The 25704-nt window shown below is 72.9% G+C and carries 24 protein-coding genes and 1 pseudogene; 14 read left to right on the top strand and 11 right to left on the bottom strand.

The window, feature by feature from the left end; translation table 11 throughout:
- The first annotated feature begins 317 nt into the window (after positions 1–317).
- From ABZZ74_RS05295 to ABZZ74_RS05280, 4 genes are read left to right on the top strand one after another with little or no spacing between them, the layout of a single operon-like run.
- Complete coding sequence (locus ABZZ74_RS05295; protein ID WP_356761975.1) at positions 318–3248, top strand: ATP-binding protein; 2931 nt, start codon at positions 318–320, stop codon at positions 3246–3248.
- Positions 3245–3724 (top strand): roadblock/LC7 domain-containing protein, encoded by a 480-nt coding sequence (locus ABZZ74_RS05290; protein WP_133041590.1) that lies wholly within the window; start codon positions 3245–3247, stop codon positions 3722–3724. Before ABZZ74_RS05295 ends, ABZZ74_RS05290 begins: the two co-directional genes overlap by 4 nt.
- 56 nt (positions 3725–3780) lie before the next feature.
- Entirely contained in the window at positions 3781–4200 is a 420-nt protein-coding gene (locus ABZZ74_RS05285; protein ID WP_133041589.1) for a DUF742 domain-containing protein, read from the top strand.
- Complete coding sequence (locus ABZZ74_RS05280) at positions 4187–4789, top strand: ATP/GTP-binding protein (RefSeq protein ID WP_133041588.1); 603 nt, start codon at positions 4187–4189, stop codon at positions 4787–4789. Before ABZZ74_RS05285 ends, ABZZ74_RS05280 begins: the two co-directional genes overlap by 14 nt.
- 99 nt (positions 4790–4888) lie before the next feature.
- Here the strand turns inward: ABZZ74_RS05280 and ABZZ74_RS05275 are convergent, their stop codons facing one another.
- Genes ABZZ74_RS05275 through ABZZ74_RS05265 form a run of 3 tightly spaced genes read right to left on the bottom strand, consistent with a single transcriptional unit; the run spans position 4889 to position 7391 of the window.
- Positions 4889–5560: an ABC transporter permease gene (locus ABZZ74_RS05275; RefSeq protein ID WP_356761974.1), complete on the bottom strand. Its 672-nt coding sequence runs from the start codon at positions 5558–5560 to the stop codon at positions 4889–4891.
- Entirely contained in the window at positions 5557–6267 is a 711-nt protein-coding gene (locus ABZZ74_RS05270) for an ABC transporter permease (protein WP_356761973.1), read from the bottom strand. The genes ABZZ74_RS05275 and ABZZ74_RS05270 overlap by 4 nt, the downstream gene beginning before the upstream one ends.
- Positions 6264–7391, bottom strand: a complete 1128-nt coding sequence (locus ABZZ74_RS05265) for an ABC transporter ATP-binding protein (protein ID WP_356761972.1) — start codon at positions 7389–7391, stop codon at positions 6264–6266. Before ABZZ74_RS05265 ends, ABZZ74_RS05270 begins: the two co-directional genes overlap by 4 nt.
- Positions 7392–7616: 225 nt before the next feature.
- Between ABZZ74_RS05265 and ABZZ74_RS05260 the strand changes: the two genes are divergently transcribed.
- The 4 genes from ABZZ74_RS05260 to ABZZ74_RS05245 are packed head-to-tail and all read left to right on the top strand — an operon-like array spanning position 7617 to position 10892.
- Complete coding sequence (locus ABZZ74_RS05260; RefSeq protein WP_356761971.1) at positions 7617–7853, top strand: hypothetical protein; 237 nt, start codon at positions 7617–7619, stop codon at positions 7851–7853.
- A gap of 37 nt (positions 7854–7890) precedes the next feature.
- Positions 7891–8847, top strand: coding sequence for an ATP-binding cassette domain-containing protein (locus ABZZ74_RS05255; RefSeq protein ID WP_356761970.1), 957 nt, complete (start codon positions 7891–7893; stop codon positions 8845–8847).
- Positions 8844–9644: an ABC transporter permease gene (locus ABZZ74_RS05250; RefSeq protein WP_356761969.1), complete on the top strand. Its 801-nt coding sequence runs from the start codon at positions 8844–8846 to the stop codon at positions 9642–9644. The genes ABZZ74_RS05255 and ABZZ74_RS05250 overlap by 4 nt, the downstream gene beginning before the upstream one ends.
- A 27-nt stretch (positions 9645–9671) precedes the next feature.
- Entirely contained in the window at positions 9672–10892 is a 1221-nt protein-coding gene (locus tag ABZZ74_RS05245) for a cytochrome P450 (RefSeq protein ID WP_356761968.1), read from the top strand.
- Here ABZZ74_RS05245 and ABZZ74_RS05240 read toward each other — a convergent pair.
- Genes ABZZ74_RS05240 through ABZZ74_RS05225 form a run of 4 tightly spaced genes read right to left on the bottom strand, consistent with a single transcriptional unit; the run spans position 10882 to position 16591 of the window.
- On the bottom strand, positions 10882–14043 hold the full coding sequence (locus ABZZ74_RS05240; protein ID WP_356761967.1) for a BTAD domain-containing putative transcriptional regulator: 3162 nt from the start codon (positions 14041–14043) through the stop codon (positions 10882–10884). The genes ABZZ74_RS05245 and ABZZ74_RS05240 overlap by 11 nt on opposite strands.
- A 26-nt stretch (positions 14044–14069) precedes the next feature.
- Positions 14070–14786 (bottom strand): FAD:protein FMN transferase, encoded by a 717-nt coding sequence (locus ABZZ74_RS05235; RefSeq protein WP_356762061.1) that lies wholly within the window; start codon positions 14784–14786, stop codon positions 14070–14072.
- Between the two features lie 22 nt (positions 14787–14808).
- Positions 14809–15243: an FMN-binding protein gene (locus ABZZ74_RS05230; protein ID WP_356761966.1), complete on the bottom strand. Its 435-nt coding sequence runs from the start codon at positions 15241–15243 to the stop codon at positions 14809–14811.
- Positions 15244–15253: 10 nt separating this feature from the next.
- Positions 15254–16591, bottom strand: a complete 1338-nt coding sequence (locus ABZZ74_RS05225) for a ferredoxin reductase family protein (protein WP_356761965.1) — start codon at positions 16589–16591, stop codon at positions 15254–15256.
- 153 nt (positions 16592–16744) lie between these two features.
- Between ABZZ74_RS05225 and ABZZ74_RS05220 the strand changes: the two genes are divergently transcribed.
- Genes ABZZ74_RS05220 through ABZZ74_RS05210 form a run of 3 tightly spaced genes read left to right on the top strand, consistent with a single transcriptional unit; the run spans position 16745 to position 19937 of the window.
- Complete coding sequence (locus ABZZ74_RS05220; protein ID WP_356761964.1) at positions 16745–17434, top strand: response regulator transcription factor; 690 nt, start codon at positions 16745–16747, stop codon at positions 17432–17434.
- Positions 17431–18882 (top strand): HAMP domain-containing sensor histidine kinase, encoded by a 1452-nt coding sequence (locus tag ABZZ74_RS05215; RefSeq protein WP_356761963.1) that lies wholly within the window; start codon positions 17431–17433, stop codon positions 18880–18882. Before ABZZ74_RS05220 ends, ABZZ74_RS05215 begins: the two co-directional genes overlap by 4 nt.
- 53 nt (positions 18883–18935) lie before the next feature.
- Positions 18936–19937, top strand: coding sequence for an NAD-dependent epimerase/dehydratase family protein (locus ABZZ74_RS05210; protein WP_356761962.1), 1002 nt, complete (start codon positions 18936–18938; stop codon positions 19935–19937).
- Between the two features lie 42 nt (positions 19938–19979).
- Here the strand turns inward: ABZZ74_RS05210 and ABZZ74_RS05205 are convergent, their stop codons facing one another.
- Positions 19980–21092 carry a HAMP domain-containing sensor histidine kinase gene (locus ABZZ74_RS05205; protein WP_356761961.1) on the bottom strand — a complete coding sequence of 371 codons (1113 nt, stop codon included), beginning with the start codon at positions 21090–21092 and terminating at the stop codon, positions 19980–19982.
- 2 nt (positions 21093–21094) lie between these two features.
- Positions 21095–21808: a response regulator transcription factor gene (locus ABZZ74_RS05200; RefSeq protein WP_356761960.1), complete on the bottom strand. Its 714-nt coding sequence runs from the start codon at positions 21806–21808 to the stop codon at positions 21095–21097.
- A gap of 103 nt (positions 21809–21911) precedes the next feature.
- On the opposite strand from ABZZ74_RS05200, the gene ABZZ74_RS05195 reads away from it, so the two are divergent.
- From ABZZ74_RS05195 to ABZZ74_RS05185, 3 genes are read left to right on the top strand one after another with little or no spacing between them, the layout of a single operon-like run.
- On the top strand, positions 21912–22622 hold the full coding sequence (locus tag ABZZ74_RS05195; protein ID WP_356761959.1) for a glycosyltransferase family 2 protein: 711 nt from the start codon (positions 21912–21914) through the stop codon (positions 22620–22622).
- A complete protein-coding gene (locus ABZZ74_RS05190; protein WP_356761958.1) occupies positions 22619–23296 on the top strand; it encodes a DUF2064 domain-containing protein in 678 nt (225 codons plus the stop codon). Before ABZZ74_RS05195 ends, ABZZ74_RS05190 begins: the two co-directional genes overlap by 4 nt.
- Positions 23293–24048, top strand: coding sequence for a methyltransferase domain-containing protein (locus ABZZ74_RS05185; protein ID WP_356761957.1), 756 nt, complete (start codon positions 23293–23295; stop codon positions 24046–24048). Before ABZZ74_RS05190 ends, ABZZ74_RS05185 begins: the two co-directional genes overlap by 4 nt.
- Here the strand turns inward: ABZZ74_RS05185 and ABZZ74_RS05180 are convergent.
- Both ABZZ74_RS05180 and ABZZ74_RS05175 read right to left on the bottom strand, forming a co-directional pair.
- Positions 23979–24383: pseudogene (locus tag ABZZ74_RS05180) on the bottom strand (hypothetical protein); the annotation flags it as partial. The gene ABZZ74_RS05185 and the pseudogene ABZZ74_RS05180 sit on opposite strands and share 70 nt — an antisense overlap.
- Positions 24383–25603, bottom strand: coding sequence for a molybdopterin-dependent oxidoreductase (locus tag ABZZ74_RS05175; RefSeq protein WP_356761956.1), 1221 nt, complete (start codon positions 25601–25603; stop codon positions 24383–24385). The pseudogene ABZZ74_RS05180 and the gene ABZZ74_RS05175, both read right to left, overlap by 1 nt.
- Positions 25604–25704 lie beyond the last annotated feature (101 nt).

Here is a 25704-nt window from a genome sequence, read left to right as displayed (position 1 = left end):
GCAACTGATCCAATCCAGCCGGTTCTCCCTCAGTCAAGAGCAGTCTGGTCACCAATTGGCCTCAATGCGTGATCGGTTGTGAATGCGGTGTGAACAGACTGAAGCGGAAGCAGAGGCGCTTTGTAACGGATTCTTGACGTAGGGCGACGCCCTTGATCATTCAAAGAGACGGTAGTCTCACCGCAGTTGGCGTCGGTCACAGCGGTGTGCGGGGGCCGCTGCGGTGTCATCCGCACCATTCCTCATGATCCAGTCATCGATCAGAATCGGTCAAGGCGCGTCGTCGCGCGCGGCCGAGACCGCACGAAGGAGGCCCGGTGTCCACGAAAGAGGTGGACGCGACCGCCCGGCCCGCCCCGCCGTCGCCGAGAGGCGGCATCCGGGGGTTTGCCGACCGGTGGCCGTTCCGGCGCAAGCTCAACCTCCTGGTCGGCGTTCCGCTGGCCGTCGTAGCCGCCCTGCTCTCCTATCTGATCGCCGGCCAGATCGGCCAGGCCCAGGACGCCTCGTCCGCAGCGGATCTGGTGCGCAACAGCGAGCAGGTGGCCACCCTGGTCAACGAGGTTGAGAGCGAGCACCAGCTGGCGATCCTGCTCTCCGTCCGCTACGAGGCCGGCGGCAAGGGCACTGAGTCGACCCGGACCGCCTACCGCAAGGCGCAGCGGGCGGTGGACGACCAGATCGCCAAGGTGCGGTCGGTCTTCGGCGGGGAGCTGCCGGACAGCGAGGCGCAGGCGTTGAAGGAGGTCGAGGGCCTCACCAGTCTGCGCGGGACGGTCGAGCAGAGCTATCTGCCCGCCAGCAACATCGACCCCGCCTACGACAACGCCGCCAAGACCCTGATCGACGGTCTCGGCCTGGACCGCAACGCCGAGTTGGCCGCCACCTTCACCGGCAACCTCCTGGACTCCCTGCTGCGCGCCGACGCCGCGCACGGCTCCTTCGAGACCGGCGTGTTCTCGGCGACGACCGGTGACACCAACGCGCTCATCGAGTTCACCACCGCCGTCGGCGCCTACGAGCTCTACCGCAACCAGGCCGACCGCTTCGCCCGGTTCGCCACCGCCGACCAGGCCGACGAGCTCACCGGCGTCGAACACACCGACGCGATGCGGGAGATCTCCGAGGCGTACGCCGAACTCCAGGTCGCACCCAGCACCCTGCAGGCCAACTCGCCCGCCGACATCAAGGCCGCGTTCCAGGACGCCCTCAGCGACTACCCCTCGTACCCCGAGCAGGCGCAGAGCCGGCTGAAGATCACCACCTCGCTCATCGACCAGATCGCCAACCGCGCCGACCGCGCCTCCAGCGACGCGACGTGGCGGGCCGGACTGCTGCTCGCCATCGGTCTGCTCGGCTTCGCGCTGTGGATCGCCTTCTCGGTGCTGGTGCGCCGCTCGGTGGTACGTCCGGTGCAGGCCCTCACCGGTGCCGCGCAGGAGGTCGCCGACGTGGCCGGGCGCGAGCTGGCCCGGGTCGCCGACGACGACGCCGAGGACGACAGCCCGCCGAAGCTGCGGGAGATGCCGGTCACCGCGAACGACGAGATCGGTGAGCTGGCCGAGGTGTTCAACCGCGTGCAGACCACCTCCATCGCCCTGCTGGAACGCCAGGTGCTCAGCCGGCGCAACGTCGCCGAGATGTTCGGCAACGTGGGCCGCCGCGTCAGCAACCTGACGACCCGTCAGCTCGCGTTGATCGACGCGGTGGAGCGCGGTGAGACCGACCCTGCCCTGCTGGAGCGCCTCTACTCCATCGACCACATCGCCGTCCGGCTGCGCCGCAACGCCGACAGCCTGATGCTGCTCGCCGGTATCCGCGAGACGGTCCTGGACTCCGGACCGACGCCGCTGACCAACGTCGTACGCGCCGCGCTGGGCCAGATCGAGGGCTTCCAGCGGGTACGGCTGCACGCGCGCACCGAGGTCATGGTCGAGCCGGACATCATCGGCGACCTCACGCTGATGGTGGCCGAACTGCTGGAGAACGCGGTGTCGTTCTCGCCCGCCGGCAGCCCCGTCGAGGTGTACGTGCGGGACACCTCCGGTGAGGAGGCGCCGGGCGGCGCGGCGATCGTCATCGCCGACCACGGCCTCGGGATGAGCGCCGACCGGCTCGCCGAGGAGAACGGCCGGCTGATCCGCCGCGAGCGACTGGACGTCGTACCGACGAAGGTGCTCGGCCTGTTCGTGGTCGGCACCCTGGCGCGGCGCTGGGACGTCGGGGTCAATCTCTCCCGCACCCCGGGCGGCGGTGTGACGGCCGAGGTGACGGTGCCGCCGTCGCTGCTGCTCGCGATGAGCCCGGTGGAGGTCGCCGTCGGCGGTTCGACCGGCCGACGGGGCTCCATCGCCTCGGAGTCGGCAGCCGCGTCCGGACCCCGGTCGTCGTCCGCCGTCGAGGAGAACACCCGGTTGTCGTCCGACACCGCGCGGGGCGGTCAGCCGGGGCCGCTGCCCCGCCGCGTGCCGCGCCGCGAGATCCCCACGGGCACGGACGCTTCCTCGTCCCGGCCGGCTGCCGCGGCTCCGGCTCCGGCCGATGCCCCAACTCCGGCCGACGCGCCCACCGGTGAACGCACCCCCTTCATCCCCCCGGCCCGCAGCGAGGCACCGCCGCAGTCCAGGGCGAAGGAGGCGACCCGCCCGAGCTGGGCCAGGGACACCGACCCACGCCCCGAGGACACTTCGCACGCGCACGAGGCGGTCGGCGAACCGCGTTCCGGTTGGACCGACGCCCCGGCGTCCGCCCGCCCCGCCGAGGACGCTCCGGCTTCCCATGAGCCCGCCCTCCCGACCCGCTCCCACTGGAGCGAGGAGGCGCTGTCCGCGCGGCCCGCTGAGGACATGAGCCCCTCGCGTCGTTCCGGTGCCGGCGACTGGGTATCGTCGGGCGGAGCCCCGGGCGGCGAGACGGCGTTGTCCGCCGAGGGCACGAGCGGCGGCGCGAACCCGGCGTTCCCCGGTGACGGCTCCGTCCGTCCGCTGCGGCGGCGGGTGAAGGGCGCGACCCTCCGTACGACCGTCGACGCAGCCCAGCACGCGGCGCGGCAGGTCGCCCGGCCCGCCGACGCGGACGCCGTCCGCGACGCACTCGACGAGTTCGAGGCCGCCGTGGAACGGGCCAACCGCGACAGTGCCGTCGCGGCCAACGGCAATGCCGGCGGTGCGGACGCCACGTCCGGTGCCGCCCGTCGGACCACGGACCCGCACGACCAGAACCACCTCCCGGAAGGAGCCGAGCAGTGAGCACGTCGACAGGTGACACTCCCCCTGCGGGAGCCACCACGCCGGCCGAACTGCAGGCCGCGGCAGCCGACTTCACCTGGCTGTTGAACCGATTCGCGACCGAGACCGCGGGCGTCGTGGACGCCATCGCCGTCTCCTCCGACGGACTGCTCATCGCCGTCTCCGAGCTGCGTGAGCACGCCGACTCGGAGCGGCTGGCCGCGATCGTCTCCGGCATCACGTCCCTGGCCGCCGGTGCCTCCGGCAACTACGGCCTGGGCGCCCTCAACAAGGTCATCATCGACCTCGAGGGCGGCCATGTCCTGGTCTCCGCGATCGGCAGCGGCGCCGTGCTCGGCGTGGTCACCGACAAGGAGGCCAAGCTGGGCAACATCGCCTACGAGATGACGCTGTTCGCCAACCGGGCCGGCAGCGCCCTCAGCCCCCAGCTGGTGCTCCAGCTCAAGAACAGCGTCGGCGCGGCATCCGCGCGCTGACCGGTTGCCGCCCCCGGGACCCGTCCTGAGGGCGCGATCGAGGAGGAAGACACCCCATGGCGGACGGCTCCCCACCGCCGGGCGACCCGGACCCGGTCGGCCCCGCCCCCGCCGTACGGCCGTTCCTGGTCACCGCCGGCCGCGTCGCGCCCACCGCGGCCGGCCGGCCGGTGCCGGTGGAGACCCAGGTGGTGGCCACCGCCGAGGGTCTCGTCGTGCTCGACGAACTCGACTTCGAGCAGCACGACATCGTCGCCGCCTGCCGGCGGCCGCAGTCCGTCGCGGAACTCGCGGCCCGGCTGCGGCTGCACCTGAACGTGGTCCGGGTCCTCGCCGAGGACCTGCGTGCGGCCGGCTACCTGACGGTGCACGTGCCCGACTCCGGCGTCACCCACGACGCCTCCGTCCTGCGCAGGGTCATCGAGGCCCTGCGTGCCATCCCCGACTCCCGAGGGGTACTCCGTGACTCGGACTGAACCGGCCGCCCCCGCCGTGGCCGCCCCGGCGGCCGCCGTAGCACCGCCGCTGCCGGTCAAGCTGGTGATCGCGGGCGGCTTCGGCGTGGGCAAGACCACCGCCGTGGGCTCGATCTCCGAGATCGAGCCGCTGACCACCGAGGCCGCCATCACGGAGGTCGCGGCGGGCGTGGACGACCTCAGCCACACGCCCCGCAAGACCACCACCACGGTGGCGATGGACTTCGGCTGCATCACCATCGACCCGACGCTGAAGCTGTACCTGTTCGGCACGCCCGGTCAGGAGCGGTTCGGCTTCATGTGGGACGACATCGTCGAGGGCGCGGTGGGCGGGCTGGTCATCGTCGACACCCGCCGTCTGGACGACTGTTACGCCGCCGTGGACTACTTCGAGCACAAGCAGATCCCGTTCGCGGTCGCCGTCAACGCGTTCGACGGGAAGGTCGAGCACACGCTGGAGGAGGTCCGCTGGGCGCTGGACGTCGCCGAGCGGGTGCCGGTGGTGGTGTTCGACGCGCGGGAGCGGGGGTCTGTGCGGGACGCTCTGCTGGTTGTGCTGGAGCAGGCGTTGGCGCGAAGCGGAGGGTGACGTAACGGGCCCCCATCGGTTCCGCTTTGTCTGCGGGTCCGGTGGAGGCTTGTCGCGCCCGCGCGGCGGCAGCCGCAAATCGAGTACAGCCCCGCGCCCCTATGGGGCGCTTCTGCGTACCCCGGGTGACACGGTGAACCGTGCCACCAGCCAGAAGAACCCGAGTGTCACCAGAGCGAGTACGGCCACCAGGGTCGCCCCGCCCACCACCTTCTCGTAATTGCGTTGGTAGAGGCCGTCCACGATGTAGCGGCCGAGGCCGCCGAGGGAGACGTAGGCCGCGATCGTGGCCGTCGAGACGATCTGGATGGCTGCCGAGCGCAGGCCGCTGAGGATCAGGGGGAGGGCGACGGGGAGTTCGACCTGGAAGAGGACCCGTGACTCGGCCATGCCCATGCCGCGGGCCGCGTCCACCGGGGACGGGTCGACGGAGCGCACCGCCTCGTAGGTGGTGACCAGGATCGGCGGTACGGCGAGCACGACCAGCGGGATCATCACCGGGGTGAGCCCGAGTCCCAGCAGGACGAACATCAGCACCAGCAGGCCGAAGCTGGGCAGCGCCCGTCCCGCGGTGGCGATGAACGCGACGGTGTTGCCGCCCCGGCCGGTGTGGCCGGTGAGCAGGCCGACCGGCAGGCCGATGGCGGCCGCGATGGCGAGGGCGATCAGGGAGTACTGGATGTGCTCGCGCAGCCGGGTGGGGATGCCGTCGTAGCCGTGCCAGTGGGCGCTGTCGCTGAAGAAGTTGTTGATGAAGTGGAGGACGTTCATCGGACGGCGTCCTCCAGGGCGGCCTGCAGGGGTTCGGGTTCGTCGACGGGGCGGGGTTTGCGGTTTCCGCGCGGCATCCAGGGGGTGACGAGGACCCGCACGAGGACCAGCAGGGCGTCCGCGATGATGGCGAGGACGGCCGTGCCGACCACGGACAGCCAGATCAGCCGGGACTGGTGGTAGATCATGCCGTCGTTGAGCAGGTTGCCGAGCCCGCCCTGGTTGCCGATCAGCATGCCGACGCTGACGAGGGAGATGCTGGAGACAGTGGCCACGCGCAGGCCGGCGATGATGGCGGGCGCGGCGATGGGCAACTGGACCTGGAAGTAGCGTCGTACGGGTCCCAGGCCCATCGCGGTGGCCGCGTCCAGGGTCTCCTGCGGGACCGAGCGGACGCCGTCCACGATGGCCGGGACGAAGACCACGAGGCTGTAGACGCCCAGCGGGATCATCACGGTGGTCTCGGTCTGGCCGGTGTAGTCGATGAGCACGACGAAGAAGGCCAGCGAGGGGATGGCGTAGAGGACGGTCGTCACCCACAGCACCGGCGGGTACAGCCATCGCAGCCGCACGCAGAGCTGGGCGACGGGCAGCGCCACCACCAGGCCGACGGCGACCGGGATCAGCGCCTCGCGCAGATGCAGTCCGACCAGTCCCCAGTACGTGTTCTGCAGGTCGCTCGGGATGTCGAAGAGGCCGCCGCTCATCCGGCGACCTTTTCCGTGCGGCCCTCTGCGTGCGCGGCGCGGATGGCCTCGCCGATGGTCTGCTGCGAGACCACGCCGGTGACCCGGCCGTCGGCGCCGACCGCGACGGCCCAGCCGGTCGGCGAGAGCACGGCACCGTCGAGGGCGGCGCGCAGGGACTCCCGGCCGTGCTCGAAGGGGCGGCCGTGGGAGAGGAGTCGGGCCGGGTCGACCGACCCGGCGGTCAGCGCGGCCGGCTCGCTCCAGCCGAGGGGACGGCCGTCGACGTCGGTGACGAGGAGGTAGGGCACGTCCTTGGAGGTGCGGGCGGCGATCTGCTCGGCGGTGGCGTCGACGGCGACGATCGGGGTGGTCAGCAGGTCGAGGCCGGAGGAGGAGAAGAAGGACAGGCGCCTGATGCCCCGGTCGGCGCCGAGGAAGTCCTCGACGAAGGCGTCCGCGGGGTCGGTGAGCAGCTCGGCGGGCGGGGCGAACTGGGCGAGATGGCCGCCGGTGCGCATCACGGCGACCATGGTGCCGATCTTCACGGCCTCGTCGATGTCATGGGTGACGAAGACGATGGTCTTGCCCAACTCGTCCTGGATGCGCAGGAGTTCGTCCTGGAGTCCCTTGCGCACCACCGGGTCGACGGCGGAGAAGGGCTCGTCCATCAGCAGGACCGGCGGGTCGGCGGCGAGCGCCCGGGCCACGCCGACGCGCTGCTGCTGGCCACCGGAGAGCTGGTAGGGGTACCGCTTGGCGAGGGAGCCGTCGAGCCCGACCCGCTCCATCAACTCGCGGGCGCGCGCCCGGGCCCTGGCCTTGTCCCAGCCCAGCAGGCGGGGCACGGTGGCGATGTTATCGATGATCGTGCGGTGCTGGAAGAGGCCCGCGTTCTGGATGACGTACCCCATCGACCGGCGCAGCGTGTTCACGGGCTGCCGGCTGATGTCCTTGCCGTCGATGGTGATCGTGCCCTCGCTCGGCTCGATCATCCGGTTGATCATGCGCAGTGTCGTCGTCTTGCCGCAGCCCGACGGGCCCACGAAGACCGTGATGGATCGGTCGGGTATCTCCAAGGAGAGGTTGTCGACCGCCACCGTGCCATCGGGGTAGCGCTTGGTGACTGAATCTATCCGTATCAAAACGCCGAACGCCCTTCGGGACTGGATCGTTGGGTGCAGATTCTAGACCGCATGTGTTTCCGGATTCAGTCGGGAACCTGGCGAAATCCGGTATGCACCGAGGCGGTATCGGTCTGTGACCGACCTGTGAGTCCACTGATTCCCACTGCCCGCTCAGCGGCCGCTCAGCGAGCCCACAGCGAGGGCCCCGATCGTCATGGCCATGAGCGAACTGGAGAACGCGTCATGACAACCCTCGCCCCGCCTCCCGCGCCGGCCCAGGAGGGCAGGCACCGGGCCTCGAACCGCGGTCAGTCCACCAACTCCCAGATCGCCACCTGGGTGAAGAAGCACGGCACGGCGGTGAGCGCCTACAGCGGCCTGTACCGCCTGAACGCCTCCGACGCCGGCTGGCCCTTTCTCCCCCACCCCCAGCGGGGGGCCGCCGGTTTCAGCCCGCGGCTCCCGCTGAAACCGCCGTGAAGCCGCCCTGAAGCCGGCCCCCGGCACGCTCTGCGGCATGAACCAGACGACGACACCGGCCATCGAGGTGACCGGCCTGAGCAAGGCGTACGGCGACAAGGTCGTCCTCGACGGCATCGATCTCTCGGTCCCGCGCGGCACGATCTTCTCGCTGCTCGGCCCGAACGGCGCCGGCAAGACCACCACCGTCCAGATCCTGTCCACCCTGATCCGCGCCGACGCCGGCGAGGCCCGCGTCGCCGGGCACGACGTGCGCGAGGCCCCGCAGTCCGTACGTGCCGCGATCGGCGTCACCGGCCAGTTCTCCGCCGTCGACCAGCTGATCACCGGCGAGGAGAATCTGGCGCTGATGGCGGACCTGCACCACCTACCCCGCGCCGAGGGCCGCCGGGTCACCGCGGAACTGCTGGCCCGCTTCGACCTCGTGGAGGCTGCGCGGAAGCCCGCCGCCACCTACTCCGGCGGCATGCGGCGGCGCCTCGACATCGCCATGACGCTGATCGGCTCACCCCGGGTGATCTTCCTCGACGAGCCGACCACGGGGCTCGACCCGCGTTCCCGGCACGCCGTGTGGCGGATCGTGCGCGACCTCGTCGACGGCGGGGTCACCGTGCTCCTCACCACGCAGTACCTGGAGGAGGCCGACCAACTCGCCGACCGCATCGCGGTGCTGAACGGCGGCCGGATCGTCGCCGAGGGCACGCCCGACGAACTCAAGCGTCTCGTCCCCGGCGGCCATGTCCGCCTCCGGTTCCTCGACCCGGCCGAACTCCACCGCGCCGCCCGGGTGTTGGACATGGGTCTGCGCGACGACGAGGCGCTCACCCTCCAGGTGCCGGGCGACGGCAGCGTGCACACCCTGCGCGCCCTGCTGGACGTCCTCGACGCGCACGGTGTCGCCGTGGACTCCCTCACCGTGCACACCCCCGATCTCGACGACGTCTTCTTCGCGGTCACCGGCCGCCCCGAGCACGAGAAGGTGCAGAGCCGATGAGCAGCGCCGTCCAGCCCGCCACCCCACACCTGCGCGACTCCCTCACCATGCTGCGGCGCAACCTGCTGCACGCCCGCCGCTACCCCTCGATGACGCTCCAGGTCGCGCTCATCCCCGTCTTCCTGCTGCTGTTGTTCGTGTACGTCTTCGGCTCCGCGCTCGGCGCCGGGATCGGCCAGGGCGGCGGCCGCACCGCCTATCTCGCCTATCTCGTCCCCGGCATCCTGCTGATGACGGCGGGCACCGGGTCGGTGCCGACGGCGGTCGCCGTGTGCACGGACATGGCCGAGGGCATCGTCGCCCGCTTCCGCACCATGGCGATCTCCCGGGCGTCGATCCTGGTGGGCCATGTGGTCGGCAGTGTCCTCCAGACGGTCATCAACCTGACCCTGGTCACCGCGGTCGCCCTGGCCATCGGGTTCCGGCCCGACGCGGGCCCCGTCGAATGGCTGGCGGCCTGCGGTCTGCTCGTCCTCTTCGTTCTCGCGCTGACCTGGCTCTCGGTCGCCCTGGGGCTGATCAGCAGGACGCCCGAGGGCGCCAGCAACGCCCCGCTGCCGATCTCGTTCCTGCTGCCCTTCGTCAGCAGCACCTTCGTGCCGGTCGGCTCGATGCCGTCCTGGATCCGCTGGTTCGCCGAGTACCAGCCCTTCACCACGGTCATCGAGACCGTGCGCGGCCTGCTGACCGGCACGCCGATCGGGCACAACGGCTGGATGGCGGTGGCGTGGAGCATCGCGATCGCGGTCCTCGGCCTCGTGTGGTCCCTCCGCCTCTTCGACCGCGACCTCCGCTGAACCTCCCTCCGCAGAAAGGCAGTTGCCATGAACGCCGTGTCCCTCACCCCCGAACTCGTCGAGAACCCCGTCGGCGCCTACGCCGGCCTGCGCTCCCGGCCCGGCCTCGGCCATGTCGTCCTGCCGGGCCTGAGCACCCCCGTGCGCCTGGTCACCCGGCACGAGGACGTGAAGGCCGCGCTCACCGAACCGCGCCTGGTCCGGGACCGGTCGACGGTCTCCGGCTCCGACATGCCCGACCCCCAGGCCGAGTTGCTGGCCCAGGGCGCCGACGGTCTCCCGCCCGAGTACGCCCGCTACCTCTCCGGCCACCTCGCCCTCTTCGACGGCGACGAGCACAGCAGACGGCGCGGCCCCCTCACCCGGGCCTTCACCGCCCGCCGGGTGGCCGCCTTGCGCCCCTTCGTGGAGAAGACTGCACGGGACCTGGCCGACACCCTCGCGGGGCGTGAACAGGCGGATCTGCTGGGCGAGTTCGCCTATCCGCTGAGCACGGCGGTGATCTGCGCGCTGGTCGGTGTGGACGCGGGCGACCAGGACAGGGTCTGCGGCTGGATCCGGGACTTCGCGTACGGCGACGGCAGCCGGGTCCTCGAAGGGCTCGGCGCGCTCGTGGAGTACACCAAGGACCTGGTCGCCCGGCGCCGGGCCGAGCCCGCCGGCGACCTGGTGTCGGCGCTCCTCGCCGACGGCGGTATGACCGACGACGAGATCGTCACCGTCTTCTTCCTGCTGATCAACACCGGCATCACCCCGCCCGCCCTGTTCCTGGCGCACGCGATGCTCGCCCTGCTGGACAGCCCCGACCAGCTGGAGCGGCTGCGCGCCGAGCCGGAGCTGCTCAGCCGGGCGGTGCCCGAACTCCTGCGGTACGTCACCCTGGTGCGCATGGGCGCCACCCTGTACGCCACGGAGGACTTCGAGTTCGCCGGGACCCTGCTGAGGAAGGGCGAGGCGGTGACGGTCGCGCTGTTCGCCGCCGACCACGACCCGGCCGCCTACGACTCCCCCGAACACCTTGACGTCACGCGGGAGTTCGGCCGCGGCGACGGCCATCTCGCCTTCGGGCACGGCCCGCACTACTGCATCGGCGCGGCCCTCGGCCGGCTGGTGACGGGCGTCGTCCTCGACGAGCTGGTGGTACGGCGGCCCACCGCCCCGAAGCTCGCCGTGGACCGGGCCGAACTAGCCTTCGGGCACTGGCCCGGCGACGGCTTCCACCTGCTGGCGCTGCCGGTCAGTCTGTGACCCGCTGCCGCACCAGGCCGAGCGCGGCCTCGCACAGTCCGTCGTCGTCCAGGGCGGCGTACCGGGACACCGCGTCCTCGTACGCCGCCCTGTCGGCATTCCGGGCGTCCTCGCGGGCCCGGGCCAGGGACATGGTGGGCTGGAAGTTGCGCAGGTAGCGCAGCCGCTCGGCGAGCGCGATCAGCCGTACGCCGCCCGTGTCCCCCTGCGCCAGGTCGGCCGTGCCGAGGGCGAGCAGCAGCGCGCCGCACAGCGGGAAGCAAGCGGGCCGGGCGGCCGGGGAGCGGGCCAGCAGGTGCGTGACGCGGCCGGGGAACGCGGTGAGGAGACGGTCGACGAGGTCGGTGCGGCCGTAACGGGCGTGGGCGGTCACGGCGACCGCCTGGAGCTCCGGTCCCCAGGCCTCCATCACCGGTTCCCCGCCGGGTGCCGGGTCGGCGGTGTGCGTCAGCCGGTCCAGGGCCCGGCGCCACAGGCCGAGTCCCGTCTCGATGTCGCCGCGCGCGAGCGCCATCTCGGCGCGGGCTCCCAGGTCGGGGGTGAAGGGGTCGGACACGGCGCCCTCGGGCTGGTGCCGCAGCGCCTGCTCCAGCCAGTGTTCCGCCTCGTCGATGTCCCCGGCCTGCAGGTTGGCGAGCATGATCCCCCAGCGCAGTCCGATCGTGTCGGTCCACTCGCCGAACTCCTCGAGGGCTTCGAGGGCGGCCCTCATCGGTCCGATCGCCTCCGCGCCGCGTTCCGTCTGCAGGCACAGTTCGGCGAACCGGGCCCGCGGCCAGATCCGCAGCAGCGGGATGTCCTGGCCGGCGACCGCGTCGAGCATCCGGCGGGCGGCCGTGAGGGCCCGCTCGGGGTCCCGGTCGTGCTCACCGACGTAGCTGGCGGCGCCGTTGGCGATGGCCGCGAGCAGGGGCCGGTCGCTGTCGCACAGTGCGTCGAGGACGCGGCGGCCGCCGGGCGCGAGCATCTCGGGAAGGGCGCTCAGCACGCCGGCCACGGCCCGGATGACGGTGTCCGGCGGGGCGGGCGGCAGGCGGCGCAGCGTGACGAGGACCCGCCCGGCGCCGGGGCCGAGGCCCAGCAGGGAGTTGGCGGCCAGCAGGGCCGCCGCGGTGCGCGCGGGTTCCATGTATCCGGGGGCGGGCCGGTAGTGGGAGAGCAGCGGTGCGGTGTCCTCGGTGAGGGCGAGGAGGCGGGCGTGGTTGGCGCCGGCCTCGGTGGACCACAGGCTGCCCAGGACGGCCGTGACCGCGACGACGGTGTCCTGGTCCCCGAGGTCGAGGGCGCGCCGCAGGGCGTGGACGAGGTTGTCCTGCTCGGCGCGGACGAGCCGCCAGGACGCGAACGGCTCGGCCCCGAAGGGCGCGTCGTGGTGGGCGACGCCGAACTCCCGCGCCCAGCCGAGGAACCGCTCCGTGACGGCCGCGTCCTCCCCGGCCCCCGCCCGGTGCGCGGCGGCGAACTCCCGTACCGTCTCCAGCATCCGGAAGCGGGTGCCGGTCGCGGTGTCGGTCACCTTGAGCTCGGTCACCTTGAGCAGGGACTGGTCGACGAGGTCCTCGAGGATCTCCAACACGTCCGGATCGCCCACGAGTTGCTCCGCCGTGCCGGCGGTGAAGCCGTCCGGGAAGACGGAGAGGGCGCGCAGCGCGGACCGCCCGCGTTCGTCGAGGAGGTTCCAGCTCCAGTCGACGACGGCGTGCAGGGTGCGATGGCGTTCGGGCGCGTCCCGGCGCCCGCCCCGCAGCAGCGCGAAGCGGTCCTGAAGCCGGCTGTGGATCTCGGCGACCGACATCACCCGCACCCGAGCGGCGGCCAGTTCGGCGGCGAGCGGCAGTCCGTCGAGGCGGCGGCAGAGGGCGGCGACGGTGTCGGCGGGCAGGTCGGCGTCGGGGCGGGCGGCGCGGGCCCGCTGCTGGAACAGCTCGACGGTGGTGGCGAGATCGAGTTCGGGCAGGGGGTGGATGGTCTCGGAGGACAGGCCGAGCGGGGCACGGCTGGTGGTGAGGACGCGCAGGTCCCTGGTCCGCGACACCAGCGCCTGGACGAGGTCGGCGACGCCCTGGACGACCTGCTCGCAGTTGTCCAGGACCAGCAGCGCGGGCCCGGCACCGAGGGTGCCCAGAATCCCGGTGACCGCGTCACCTCCCCCACCGGGCCGCAGGCTCTCGCCGGCGCCCAGCGCGGAGGCGACCTCGGCGGCCACGTCGGCGTCGCGGCGGACACCGGCGAGCGGCACCAGGTGCACCATCCGCTGTTCGGCGTCGCGGGCGACGGCGGCCGCGAGGCGGGTCTTGCCGAGACCGCCGGCGCCGACGACGGAGACGACGCGGGCGCCGTGCAGCAGGCGGGTCACGGCGGCGACGTCGGCGTCCCGGCCGAGCAGCGGGTTGGGTTCGTGCGGTACCCCGCGCCGGACGGCCGGGGCCTCGCCGCGCAGCAGTTCCTGGTGCAGTTCCTGCAGGGCGGGCCCGGGGTCGGTGCCGAGTTCGTCGCGCAGACGGCGCCGGTGGGTGGCGTACGTGGCGAGGGCGGCGGCCGGTCCCGCGGTGGCGGTGCGGCAGCGCATCAGCTCCAGCAGGAGTTCCTCGTCGTGCGGCCGCGCGGCGGCCAGGTCGGTGAGCGGGCCGACGGCCTCCTCGCGCCGGCCGGTGCGGGCAAGGGCGAGGGCACGGGAGCGGGCGAGTGCGCGGTGGGTGCCGGCGCGCTCGGCACGCAGCTCGGCGACCGGGTCGCCCAGAGCGGGTGCCTCGACGGCCGGGGCGCCGTTCCACAGCGCGAGCCCCTCCTCCGCCTCCGCCAGGGCGCCCGCGTGGTCCCCGGCGCGGCTCTTCTCGGCGGCCGCGGCGGCGAACAGCCGGACGGCGGCGGTGTCGACCTGGTCCTCGCGCAGGGCGAGCCGGTAGCCGGTGGGGGTACTGGCGATGACGTCGGCGCCGAGCTGACGGCGGGCCCGCGACACGAGGATCTGCAGGGCCTTGGCCGGGTTCTCCGGCCGCTCCTCCGGCCACAGTCCCTCGACCAGCCGGGCCGTGCCGCACCCCGCCCCGAGTTCCCCGGCCAGCAGCGCGAGCAGCCCCCGCAGCCGGGGCGCGGTGATCTCCCGGCCCCGGTGGGAGACGGCGGACAGGAGCGTAAACTCGATGGTCACCGGGCCAGGTTAGTCAGCCCGGTGGGTCATGCCGCCCGGGACCGCGAGGCCACCGGGAACCCCTCCGTCCGCAGCACCTGTCCCGCCGCGTCCACGGCGAACACCTCGCACCCGGGCTGCGCGGCCGCCCACGCGACACCCTCGGAGCCCAGCGCGAAGGCAGCCGTGGCCACGGAGTCCGCCTCGGTCAGCGAGGCGGCGACCACCGTCATGCTGAGCAGTCCGGTCGCCGGGCGCCCGGTACGGCCGTCGACGATGTGGTCGCCGCGCTCGTAGCGGGCGGAGGTGGCCACCGCGCCGTCGGTCAGCTCCAGGACCGCGCACAGCTGGTCGGCCTGTTCGGGGTGTCGTACGCCCACCCGCCAGGGCCCGCCGGAGGCGACCACGTCTCCGCCGGCGTTGAGGACGAACCGTCTCGCACCGGCCGTCCGCAACAGCTGCGCGGCCCGCTGCACCGACCAGCCTTTGACCACCGCGCACGGGTCGAACCCGCGCCCCGGCAGCCGCGCGTCGAACGCGCCGCCCGTGGCGACCCGGTAGTGCTCGCACAGGTCGAGCACCTCGGACAGATCGGTGCTGAGCGAGTCCCGCTCCAGCTCACCCCGGCCGTGGCGGGACACCTCGCTGTCGGCCCTGAAGGGGCTGAACCGGGCGTCGACCTCGCGCAGCCAGGCGAACACCGCGTCCGCGGCCTCCTCCCACCCGCCCTCGTCGTCCACCCGCAGCGAGACGGGGAACCCCATGACGTGTTCGACGCGGCGCACGTCAGGCGCCCTTGGCGTCGATCGCGGCCTGGAGGGACTGCTTGTACCCCTCGCTCGTGATGGTCGCCCCGGACACCGCGTCGATGTCCGCGCTCTGCGCCTTCAGCGTCTCCGCGATCAGCTTCGGTACAGCGGCCGTGGTCTGGGGGTGGTTCGGCTGCTGGAGCATCGACACGGCGGTGATCCGGTCGCCCTCGAAGGTGACCTGCACCTGCACGGGCCCCTTGTCCGTGTTCACGGTCGTGCCCTTGACGACCTTCCCGGAGGCCGAGGACGCACCCGAACCGGACGACGAGGACGAGGCCGAGGCCGAGGAGGACGGTGTCACGGCGGGCTCGGCGGTGGTGGACGTCGTACCGCCGACCGATGGCTCGTAGCGCCAGACCGGGACCAGGCCCGCGATGCTGAGGACGACGACGGGTATGGCTCGCTTCACGTTCTCCTCCTCATCCCGCCAGGCTGAAGCGTTCGAAGTGGATCTGCCGCTTGGGCACGCCCAGTTCGCCCAGGCTGCCCAGCACCGCCTTCATCATCGGCGGCGGCCCGCACAGGAAGACGTCCCGCTCGCCGATGTCGGGCACCAGCCGGGCCAGTTCGCGCGGGGCCAGTTTGTCGGGGACGGGCGGGCCGGTGACCAGGTGCAGTTCGGCGCCCTTGGCGGCGGCGAGGTCGCGCAGTTCGTCGTAGAGCACGGCGTCCCGTTCGCCGGCGACACGGTAGACGACGACCGCGTGGCCCTCGATGTCCTCCAGCAGGGCCCGGATCGGGGTCACACCGACACCGCCCGCGATCAGCAGGGACTCGGTCCTCGTGCGGTGCAGGGCGGTGAAGGCGCCGTAGGGGCCCTCGGCGAAGACGCGGGTGCCGACCTTCACATGGCGCAGGGCGGCGCTGCCCGCGCCGGCCGCCTTCACCGTCAGGCGCAGGGTGCGGCCGTCGGGGGCGGCGGAGAGGGAGAAGGGGTTGGCCTGCCACCAGCGGTCGGCGGTCAGGAACCGCCACAGGAAGAACTGGCCGGCCCGGGCGGGCAGTTTGTCCAGGTCCTTGCCGGTGACGTGGACCGAGACGACGTTGTCGGACTCGGGGACGACCGCGGAGACCCGGAACTGGTGGCGGGTGTTGCGCCACAGCGGCAGCACGAGCCGGCCCAGGACCAGTGCGCCGAGGGCCACGGCCCACACCCCGTACCAGTACGTCTTCGCGGCGGACGACGAGGTGAACGTCGTACCGACCGCGACCTGGTGGGTGAAGGCGAGCACCACGGCGACGTAGGTGTAGAGGTGGATGAAGTGCCAGGTCTCGTAGGCGAGCCGGCGTCGGGCGAAGCGGGCCGAGACGGCGCCGACCACGAGGATCAGGCCGAGGGCGACGATCGCGCGCAGCACGCCCTCGGTGGTCTCGGCGAGGTCCACCAGCTCGGTGACGGGACCGACGCCCGCCCCGTCGGCGTATCCGAAGCTGATGAAGACGGCGTGGGCGAGCAGCGTCCACAGCAGGGCAAAGCCGGTCCAGCGGTGCCAGGAGGTCAGCCGGTCCATGCCGATCCGCCGGTCGAGCCAGGGCAGCCGGGCCACCAGCACCAGCTGGAAGGCCATGACCAGGGCGCCGTACAGTCCGGCGAGGCGGCCGATGACGATGAGCGCGTTGGAGGCGAAGCCCGCCTGGGCGAAGAAGTAGGCGACCACGGCCGCGTTCGCGGCGAGCACGGCGAACAGGCCCGTGCGGGCCACCACCCTGGGGCGTGTCGCCGTGGGGGGCGCAGGGGGTGATTGGACGGTCGTCACGGTGACGGCAGCTCCTTGATCGGGTCCTGGGTGACCGAGCTTGGCCGGTGGGAGCTGTCGAGAAGCTGTCGGACAACTTTCAAGTACTTATCGATGTGCCCGCTGTGCGCCGGACCACACGGTCCGCCCGGGCGGGTGCCGCACTATGAGCGGGTGGAAAAAGTACGCCTCCTCGTCGTGGACGACGACCCGCCCATCGCCGACCTCGTCGCGACCGTCGCCCGCTACGAGGGCTGGGACGCGGTCACCGCGAACACCGGCGAGGAGGCGATCGCGCTGGCCGGCGAGTTCCGCCCGGACATCGTGGTGCTCGACGTGATGCTGCCGGACGTCGACGGCTTCGGTGTGCTCGACCGGCTGCGGCGCTCGGGCACGATGGTGCCCGTGGTGTTCCTGACCGCGCGGGACGGGGTGGCCGACCGGGTGGCGGGGCTGACCCGGGGCGGCGACGACTACCTGGTCAAGCCGTTCGCGGTGGAGGAGCTGATGGCGCGGCTGCGCACGGTGCTGCGGCGCAGCGCCGGGCCCGTCTTCCAGCGCTCCGTGCTGCGGGTCGCGGACCTGACGATGGACGAGGACACCCGCGAGGTGCGCCGGGGCGACAGGCTGCTCACGCTCACCCCCACCGAGTACGAGGTGCTGCGCTTCCTGATGCGCAAGTCGCCGACCGTGATGACCAAGGCGCAGATCCTCGACCATGTGTGGGAGTACGGCTTCGGGGGCCGCTCGAACGTCGTCGAGCTGGTCGTCAGCCGGCTGCGCCGCAAGCTGGACGACACCGGCGCACCGCTGATCCACACCGTGCGCGGCTTCGGTTACGTCGTCCGGCAGGCGGCCGAGTGATACGGCGGCTGCGCCGGGCGTACCCCGGGATGCGCCTCGGGACCCGGCTGGCGCTCGGGCTGGGCGCGCTGGCGCTGGTGGTGTTCGCGGTCGTCGGCACGGCCCTGACGACCTACATGCGGGACTATCTCTCCGCCCAGCTCGACGACCAGCTGGGCCTGGCCCAGGTCGCCCAGGCCAGGAGCATCGCGGAGAACGGCACCCTGCAGGGCAAGAAGTACTACCGCTGGTACTACGCGGTGTACGACATCTCGGGCGGCGCCGCCGTGCTGCGCAGGCCGGAGGAGCCCGGCGACCTGCCCGCGGACATCGCCCCCCTCACCTCCCTGGCCCGGGCCCAGGCCGGCGGGAGGACCGAGATGCTGCGCACCGCGCGGATCTCCGGCGAGGGCGAGTACCGGCTGCGGGCCTGCGAGGTCGAGCCCGGTGTGGTGCTGGTCAGCGGGGCGCCGATGGACGACATCGACGCCACCGTACGGCGGCTGATCACCGTGCAGGTGGTCGCCTTCGGGCTGGCGCTGGCGGCGCTGGTGGTGTTCGGCCGCAGGATGCTCAGACGCGGTCTGAACCCGCTCAGCGACATGGCGCACACCGCGCACGGCATCGCCTCGCACGACCTGACCGAGTCCGCGGCCCGGCTGCCGCTGCGCGCCGACGAGCGCGGCGGCGGTCCCGAGGTGGAGGAGCTGCGCACGGCCTTCAACACGATGCTGGAGCACATCGACCGCTCGCTCGCGGTGCGCGCGGAGGCGGAGCAGCGGCTGCGCCGGTTCGTGGCCGACGCCTCGCACGAGCTGCGTACGCCCCTGATGTCCGTACGGGGCTACGCGGACCTCTTCCAGTACGCCGCCGCCAACGCCCCCGAGGAACGCGACCGGCACCTGGCCCGGCTGCGGGCCGAGGCGGCCCGGATGGGGGTGCTCCTCGACGACCTGCTGCTGCTCGCCCGGCTGGACGCGGCGGAGGTGGACGCGCCGCTGCGGGTGCAGGACGCGGACCTGGTGGAGCTGGTCGGGGAGGCGGCCGCCGCCTTCCGGGCGAGTCACCCGGAGCGCCCGCTGACGGTGGAGCCGGGGCCGCCCGCGCTGCGGCTGCGCCTGGACCCGCACCGCATCCGGCAGGTCCTGGACAACCTGCTCACCAACGCGGCCGTGCACACGCCGGCCGGCACCAAGGTGTCGGTGGCGGTCGCGCTGGAGCAGGAGACGGCGGTCGTCCGGGTCGAGGACGCTGGTCCCGGCATCCCGGCCGCCGACCGGGAACGGATCTTCGACCGTTTCTACCGCGTCGACAAGGCCCGCAGCCGCGACCGGGGCGGCAGCGGTCTGGGACTGTCCGTGGCGAGCGCCCTGGTGCGCGCCCACGGCGGCACGATCGAGCTGAGCGGCGAGCCCGGCTCGACCGTCTTCACGGTGCGGCTGCCGCCGCGAGGTCTTACGGACCGGTGACATGACGTGCGCGGCCCGCCGGTTCGGGCCGCTCACGGCCCTAGCGTGGCGGCATGCGCGTACTGGTCACCGGCGGTGCCGGATTCATCGGGTCCCATGTCGTCAGCGCTCTGCGGGTCCACGGGCACGAGACGGTCGTGTACGACGTCCGCGCCGCCCCTCCGTCGGACGTGCGCGACCCCTACGCCGTCGGCCGGGCGCTGGCCGGTGTGGACGCCGTGTGCCACCAGGCGGCGATGGTCGGACTCGGGACGGGCTTCGCGGACGCGGCGGAGTACGTCTCCCGCAACGACCTCGGTACGGCCGTCCTGCTCACCGCGATGGCCGAGGCGGGCGTACGGCGGCTGGTGCTGGCCGGGTCTATGGTGGTCTACGGCGAGGGGCGGTACTCCTGCGAGCGGCACGGCGTCGTACGCCCCGGCCCGCGCGCCGTCGCCGACCTGGACGCGGGCCGCTACGAGCCGCCCTGTCCCCGGTGCGGCGCGGACCTCGCCCCCGGTCTCGTCGGCGAGGACGCGCCGGTCGACCCGCGCAACGTGTACGCCACCACCAAGCTCGCCCAGGAACACCTCGCGGCCGCCTGGGCCCGTGCCACGGGCGGCTCGGCCGTGTCCCTGCGCTACCACAACGTGTACGGGCCGGGCATGCCCCGCGACACCCCGTACGCCGGGGTCGCCTCCTTCTTCCGCTCGGCCCTGGCCCGCGGCGAGTCCCCGCGCGTCTTCGAGGACGGGTGCCAGCGACGCGACTTCGTCCACGTACGGGACGTCGCGGCGGCCAACGTGGCGGCGCTGCGGGCGGACGCGCCGTCGGGCGCGCTGACGGCGTACAACACCGGCAGCGGCGAGCCGCACACCGTCGGCGAGATGGCACGGGAGTTGGCGGCGGCGTACGGCGGTCCCGAACCGGTCGTCGCGGGCGGGTACCGCCTCGGCGACGTACGGCACATCACCGCGGACTCGACGCGCATCCGCGCCGAACTGGGCTGGAAGCCGGAGGTGGGCTTCGCGGAGGGGATGCGGGAGTTCGCGCGGGCCGGGATGCGGGAGGCATAGGGCCGGTCCGGCCCCTCCGGGACCGGTGGTGCTGTCCGCCTTTCAGGAAGCGGCGGCGGGCAGCACCACCTCGAAGCGGCAGCCGCCCGGGACGTTGCGGACGGTGGCCGTGCCCCGGTGCGCCTCCACGATGCCCCGGACGATGGCGAGGCCGAGTCCAGCGCCGGCGGGGGGAGTCCGGGCGTGGGTGCCGCGCCAACCGGTGTCGAAGACGCGGGGCAGGTCCTCCTCGGGGATGCCGCCGCAGCCGTCGGTGACGGACAGCACGACCCCCTCGGGCGAGCGCTCGGCGGCCACGGCGACCGTGCCGTCGGCCGGGGTCCGGCGGATGGCGTTGACCAGCAGGTTGCCCAGCACCCGGCTCATCTCCTTGCCGTCCACCTCCACCGGCACCGGCTCGACCCCGTCACCGACGAGCCGTACGCCGTGTTCGCGCGCCAGCGGATCGGCGCCCGCGAGCGCGTCGCCGACGAGGTCGTACAGGGAGATGCGACTCGGGCTCAGCGCCAGCGTGCCCGCGTGGATACGGGAGAGTTCGAAGAGGTCGCCGACCATGTCGTTGAGGCGCTCGACCTCGGTGCGGATCTGCTTGAGATAGCGGTCGGGGTCGGCGGCGACACCGTCCTCCAGGGCCTCGGACATGGCGCGCAGGCCGGCGAGCGGGGTGCGCAGGTCGTGGGAGATCCAGGCGACCAGTTCGCGCCGCGAGGACTCAAGCGCCCGCTCACGCTCCCGGGACTCGGCGAGTTTGGCGCTGGTGATCTCCAACTCGCGGCTGAGCTCGGCCAGTTCGGCGGTGGCGGGACCGGCGGGAGAGGTGAAGTCGCCGCCGTCGCCGAAGGACCGGGCGGCGAGGGTGAGGGCGCGGCTGCGGGCCGCGACCCAGCGGCCGAGGAGCAGGGCGGTGGCCAGGGAGACCACGGCGGCCATCGCGACGACGGTCGTGACCACCTTCAGGTCGTGTCCGGACAGGAACATGGCCTGCGCCACCGCGAGCGTGCCCGCGAACATGGCGGTGACGCCGACGGCCGCGACGACACCGAGGTGCAGGGCCAGCGAGCGGCGCCGGATCAGCAGCAGCACACCGGCGCCGAGCAGACCGGCCACGGCGGCGCCGAGGAAGGCGAACAGGGCGATGAGGAGGTTGGCGCGCACGGTCAGGCCCCCTGGTCCGAGGCGTCGAAGCGGTAGCCGACGCCCCACACGGTCTGGATCAGCCGGGGCCGGGCCGGATCGTCCTCGACCTTGCCGCGCAGCCGCCGCACATGGACGGTGACGGTCGACAGGTCGCCGAAGTCCCAGCCCCACACCTCGCGCATCAGGTCCTCCCGGCTGAAGACCCGGCCGGGATGGCGCAGGAAGAACGCGAGCAGGTCGAACTCGCGGATGGTGAGGGCGAGTTCGGCGCCGCCCTTGAGGGCGCGACGGGCCCCGGGGTCCACCGAGAGCCCGCCCGCGCGCAGCAGGCCGGCCGGCTGTGCGGGCCGGGTGCGGCGCAGGACCGACTCGACGCGCAGGACGAGTTCGCGGGGGCTGAAGGGCTTGGTGACGTAGTCGTCGGCGCCGACCTCCAGGCCGAGGATGCGGTCGTCCTCGTCGCCGCGCGCGGTGAGCATGATGACCGGCACGGGCCCGTACCCGCGCATCCGGCGGCACACCTCCAGCCCGTCCATGCCGGGCAGCATCAGGTCGAGGACCACGAGGTCCGGCCAGTGCGCGGCGGCCCGCGCGAGCGCGTCGGGGCCGTCGCCGGCCCGGTCGACGACGTATCCGGCCCGGTCGAGATACCCGGTGACGACCTCGGCCACGGTGGGATCGTCGTCCACGACGAGCACCCTGGCCCCGGCCCGTCCACCCTGCTGCTGCTCCATGGAGCCAGCCTCGCACCCCGCGCGTGCGAGCGGGCTCCTCGGCTTCCGACGTCCGTGTTTCGTAAGGAGCCGCCGCCCGTTTCGCCGGTTTCGCGTCCGTAGGGTGAGACGGGTGACGACCCCTTCCGACGAAAGAGAACAGCTCGCGGCGTCCGTCGACGTCGTCCTCCCCTGTCTCGACGAGGCCGAGGCCCTGCCGTGGGTGCTGCGCCGCATCCCGCCCGGCTGGCGCGCGCTGGTCGTGGACAACGGATCGACCGACGGCTCGGCCGACCTCGCCCGCTCCCTCGGCGCGACCGTCGTGTCCGAGCGGCGGCGCGGTTTCGGCGCCGCCTGCCACGCGGGCCTGCTGGCGGCCACCGCCGACCTCGTCTGCTTCTGCGACTGCGACGCCTCCCTCGACCCGGCCGACCTGGTGCCCTTCACCCATCGCATCCTGACCGGCGAGGCGGACCTGGTGCTCGGCCGCCGCCGCCCGCAGACCCGGGGCGCGTGGCCGCCGCACGCCCGCGCCGGCAACCTCGCCCTCGCCCGCCTGCTGCGCCGCCGCACCGGCCTGCGCCTGCGCGACCTCGGCCCGCTGCGCGCCGCCCGCCGCGAGCCGCTGCTCGCCCTGGACCTCTCCGACCGGCGCAGCGGCTACCCGCTCCAGATGGTCGTCCGCGCCGCCGACGCGGGCTGGCGGATCGCCGAGTACGACGTCCCGTACCGCCCCCGCACGGGCGCCTCGAAGGTCACGGGCACCTGGCGCGGCACCTGGCAGGCGGTCCGGGACATGAGCCGCGTCCTGGCCGAGAAGGAGGCCGGCACGTGACCACCCTCCTCGTCATCGCCAAGGAACCCCGCCCCGGCAGGGTGAAGACCCGCCTGACACCGCCGTTCACCCCGCGGCAGGCCGCCGCGCTGGCCGAGGCGTCACTGGCGGACACCCTGCACACGGTCGCCCGCACCCCGGCCCACCGCCGCGTCCTGGCCCTGGAGGGCGAACCGGGCCCCTGGCTGCCGCCCGGCTTCGAGGTCATACGGCAGTGCGCGGGCACCCTCGACGAACGCCTGGCCGCCGCCTTCGCCCACTGCACCGGCCCGACCCTCCTCATCGGCATGGACACCCCCCAGGTGACCCCGCCCCTCCTGACCCTCGACTGGACCGACTGCGACGCGTACTTCGGCCCGGCGGAGGACGGCGGCTTCTGGGCCCTGGGCCTGGCGACCCCGGACCCCGCACTTCTACGGGGCGTCCCCATGTCGACTCCCCACACGGGCGCGGCCCAGAGGGCACGACTGACGGGCCTGCGCGTCCGGGACCTACCGCCCCTGCAGGACGTGGACACGGCGCAGGACGCGAGGTTGGTCGCCAAGAAGGCCCCGAACAGCCGGTTCGCAAGTAAATTCGCGGAACTGAACGCGCCCTGTAAATTCGCGGAACTGTATCAATGTGCGGCTCCGCCGCGGGGCGCGATCAACCACACCGAATCCGCAGCCACATGACGACAACCGCACCCACAACTCTCGACACCCACCCCTGGTCCACCGACCCCTACACCCGCGCCCTCCACACCGGCCAGGGCCCCCTCTTCCTCCGCCGCCCCGACGGCTGGCTCCTCCCCCTGGACGTGGAACGCTGGTGCGCCGAAGCCGACGCCGCCGACCTGGACGTACTGCGCCATTGCGAGGGCACGGTCCTGGACGTCGGCTGCGGCCCCGGCCGCCTCGTCGCAGCCCTGGCCACCCGCGGCCACCCCGCCCTCGGCATCGACGTGAGCGCCGAGGCCGTCCGCCGCACCAGAACCCTCGGCGGCCGGGCCCTGCACCGCAGCGTCTTCGACGAGCTCCCCGCCGAGGGCCGCTGGGGCACGGCCCTGCTGATCGACGGCAACATCGGCATCGGCGGCGACCCGCGCGCCCTGCTCGACAGGATGGCCCAACTCCTCACCCCGGCCGGTCTGTTGATCGTCGAGACGGTCACGGACCCGCACGTCGACGAACGCGTCCTCGTGCACGTGACCGACGCCCGGGGAGCCGCCGGCACCCCCTTCCCCTGGGCCCGGCTCGGCACGACGGCCCTGCTGCGGCACGCACCCCGCTGGCGGGCCGTCGCTCAGTGGACGACCGGCGGCCGCTCCTTCGTCGCCCTGCGCAGCCCCCGCGCCCAGCGCGGCCGACGCGCCCGGCGCAGCACGAACAGCAGCGCCGAGCCGCCGAAGAGCGCGGCGGTCACCAGCAGCCAGCGGGCGAGGTAGCCGTCGGCGGACAGCCCGGTGCCGGCGGTGTAGCGCGCCGCCACCTGTCCGCCGATCAGCGGGAACCACACGAGCAGGAGCAGCAGGGAGAGCGCGGCCGGCACCCGGACGTACATGACCCGTTCCCGGCCCGCCACCCCGATCAGTGCCCGGTCCGCCGCCGCGTACAGCGGCAGCAGCACCAGGTCGTGCAGGAGGGCGGCGCCCGCCATCCACAGCGCGATCCCGAACCAGTCCCCCTCGAACAGGCGCAGCCCCGCGTAGGCGGCGAGCGCGAACGTGCAGGCGAGCAGCAGGAGTTGCAGCGGGCTGCCGATGACGATCCGCGGGCGCATCACAGGTCTCCGAAGGTCAGCCGGGCCACCCACTTGGTGTTGAGCACACCGGGTGCCGCGGGCACGATGATCCGCGCGGGGTGGCCGTGGTCGGGGGTCAGGTCCTCGCCGTTCACGAACAGGGCGAGCAGGGAACGCGGATCGGCGACCTGGTTGGCCCGCAGGGCGGCCCGCCGGAAGGAGCCGTGCCGTTGCAGCGACTCCACGAACACGTCGGGCGGATCGGTGTCGTACCCGACGAGCGCCGCGAGGTCCCGCAGCCGTACGCCCCGCCACCACTGGTCGGAGGTGGACCAGCCCTCCACGCAGGCGATGGGCAACGCGGCACTGTGCAGGGGGAGTCGGAGGAGTTCGGCACGGCTCAGGCGGACGGTGCCCGTGCGTCCCGTCACCACCAGCCGCCACGCCTCCTCGGTTGTCTCGGCCGGGTGGATGCCGGCGTACGCGGCGGTCTTGTTGATCTGGAAGCCGCCGGGGCCGGTGCCGGGGTCGCGGCGGCCGTGGGGGGCGAAGAGCGCCGTCCAGCGCAGTCCGTCGAAGTCCTGCCCGACGGTCGTGGCGAAGAGCAGCAGCGAGCCGCCCCCGACCAGCCCCAAGGCTCCCCTGCGGCTGACGGTCGGCGCGTCGGGCGTCGGAGACGTCAACTCGCTCCGCTCCTCCTTCAGTTGACGCAGGTTGCGTAGGGCAGCCGGTGTCTTGAGCACGGCGTGCGCGGCGAACGCGGCGAAGAAGATCCAGGCGCCGTAGAAGTGCAGGGGGTAGAAGGAGCCGGGGAAGAGGTAGTCGAGCTGGACGTTGAGCACGCCGGTGACGAACTCGAACAGTCCGCCCCCGACGAGCAGGAGCAACGAGATCCGCTCCAGCGCGTGGGCCACGGAACGGGCCGGCGGCAGCGTGAAGAGCTTCGGCACGACCGACCACAGCTTGGCCAGGAGCACGGGGATCAGGGTGATGCCGAGCGTGACGTGGACGCCCTGGGTGAGGCGGTACAGCCAGTGCGGGTCGGTCGGCCAGGCGAAGAGGTAGAAGCCGAGGAGGCCCTTGCCGGGTGTCTTGTCGTTCACCGGCGACAGGTCCGGGTTGTAGGCGGCGTACGACAGCAGTCCCGTCACGAACAGCACCGTGATGCCGCCGAGCAGGACGAGGCCCAGTACCGAGGTGAGCCAGGGGCCGCGCAAGGGGCTGCGCCAGAAGGCGGGTGAGAAGGGTGACCGTGCCATGCCTCGACCGTAGGTCCGTACGGGCCCCGGAGCGGCGATGCGAACCATGACGAAATGCTGACGTCCGCGCACGTCAGACGTCCGGGCGTTGTTCCCCGGCC

Source organism: Streptomyces sp. NPDC006476, from assembly GCF_040612015.1.
Classification (GTDB): Bacteria; Actinomycetota; Actinomycetes; order Streptomycetales; family Streptomycetaceae; genus Streptomyces; species Streptomyces griseorubiginosus_B.
This window is presented reverse-complemented; position numbering and strand designations above follow the sequence as displayed.

Bases quoted from the DNA above. Each gene is read 5' to 3' on its own strand.
- ABZZ74_RS05285 (WP_133041589.1), top strand. From the start codon at position 3,781: ATGGCGGACGGCTCCCCACCGCCGGGCGACCCGGACCCGGTCGGCCCC.
- ABZZ74_RS05275 (WP_356761974.1), bottom strand. From the start codon at position 5,560: ATGAACGTCCTCCACTTCATCAACAACTTCTTCAGCGACAGCGCCCAC.
- ABZZ74_RS05270 (WP_356761973.1), bottom strand. From the start codon at position 6,267: ATGAGCGGCGGCCTCTTCGACATCCCGAGCGACCTGCAGAACACGTAC.
- ABZZ74_RS05260 (WP_356761971.1), top strand. From the start codon at position 7,617: ATGACAACCCTCGCCCCGCCTCCCGCGCCGGCCCAGGAGGGCAGGCAC.
- ABZZ74_RS05255 (WP_356761970.1), top strand. From the start codon at position 7,891: ATGAACCAGACGACGACACCGGCCATCGAGGTGACCGGCCTGAGCAAG.
- ABZZ74_RS05250 (WP_356761969.1), top strand. From the start codon at position 8,844: ATGAGCAGCGCCGTCCAGCCCGCCACCCCACACCTGCGCGACTCCCTC.
- ABZZ74_RS05245 (WP_356761968.1), top strand. From the start codon at position 9,672: ATGAACGCCGTGTCCCTCACCCCCGAACTCGTCGAGAACCCCGTCGGC.
- ABZZ74_RS05235 (WP_356762061.1), bottom strand. From the start codon at position 14,786: ATGGGGTTCCCCGTCTCGCTGCGGGTGGACGACGAGGGCGGGTGGGAG.
- ABZZ74_RS05210 (WP_356761962.1), top strand. From the start codon at position 18,936: ATGCGCGTACTGGTCACCGGCGGTGCCGGATTCATCGGGTCCCATGTC.
- ABZZ74_RS05200 (WP_356761960.1), bottom strand. From the start codon at position 21,808: ATGGAGCAGCAGCAGGGTGGACGGGCCGGGGCCAGGGTGCTCGTCGTG.
- ABZZ74_RS05185 (WP_356761957.1), top strand. From the start codon at position 23,293: ATGACGACAACCGCACCCACAACTCTCGACACCCACCCCTGGTCCACC.
- ABZZ74_RS05175 (WP_356761956.1), bottom strand. From the start codon at position 25,603: ATGGCACGGTCACCCTTCTCACCCGCCTTCTGGCGCAGCCCCTTGCGC.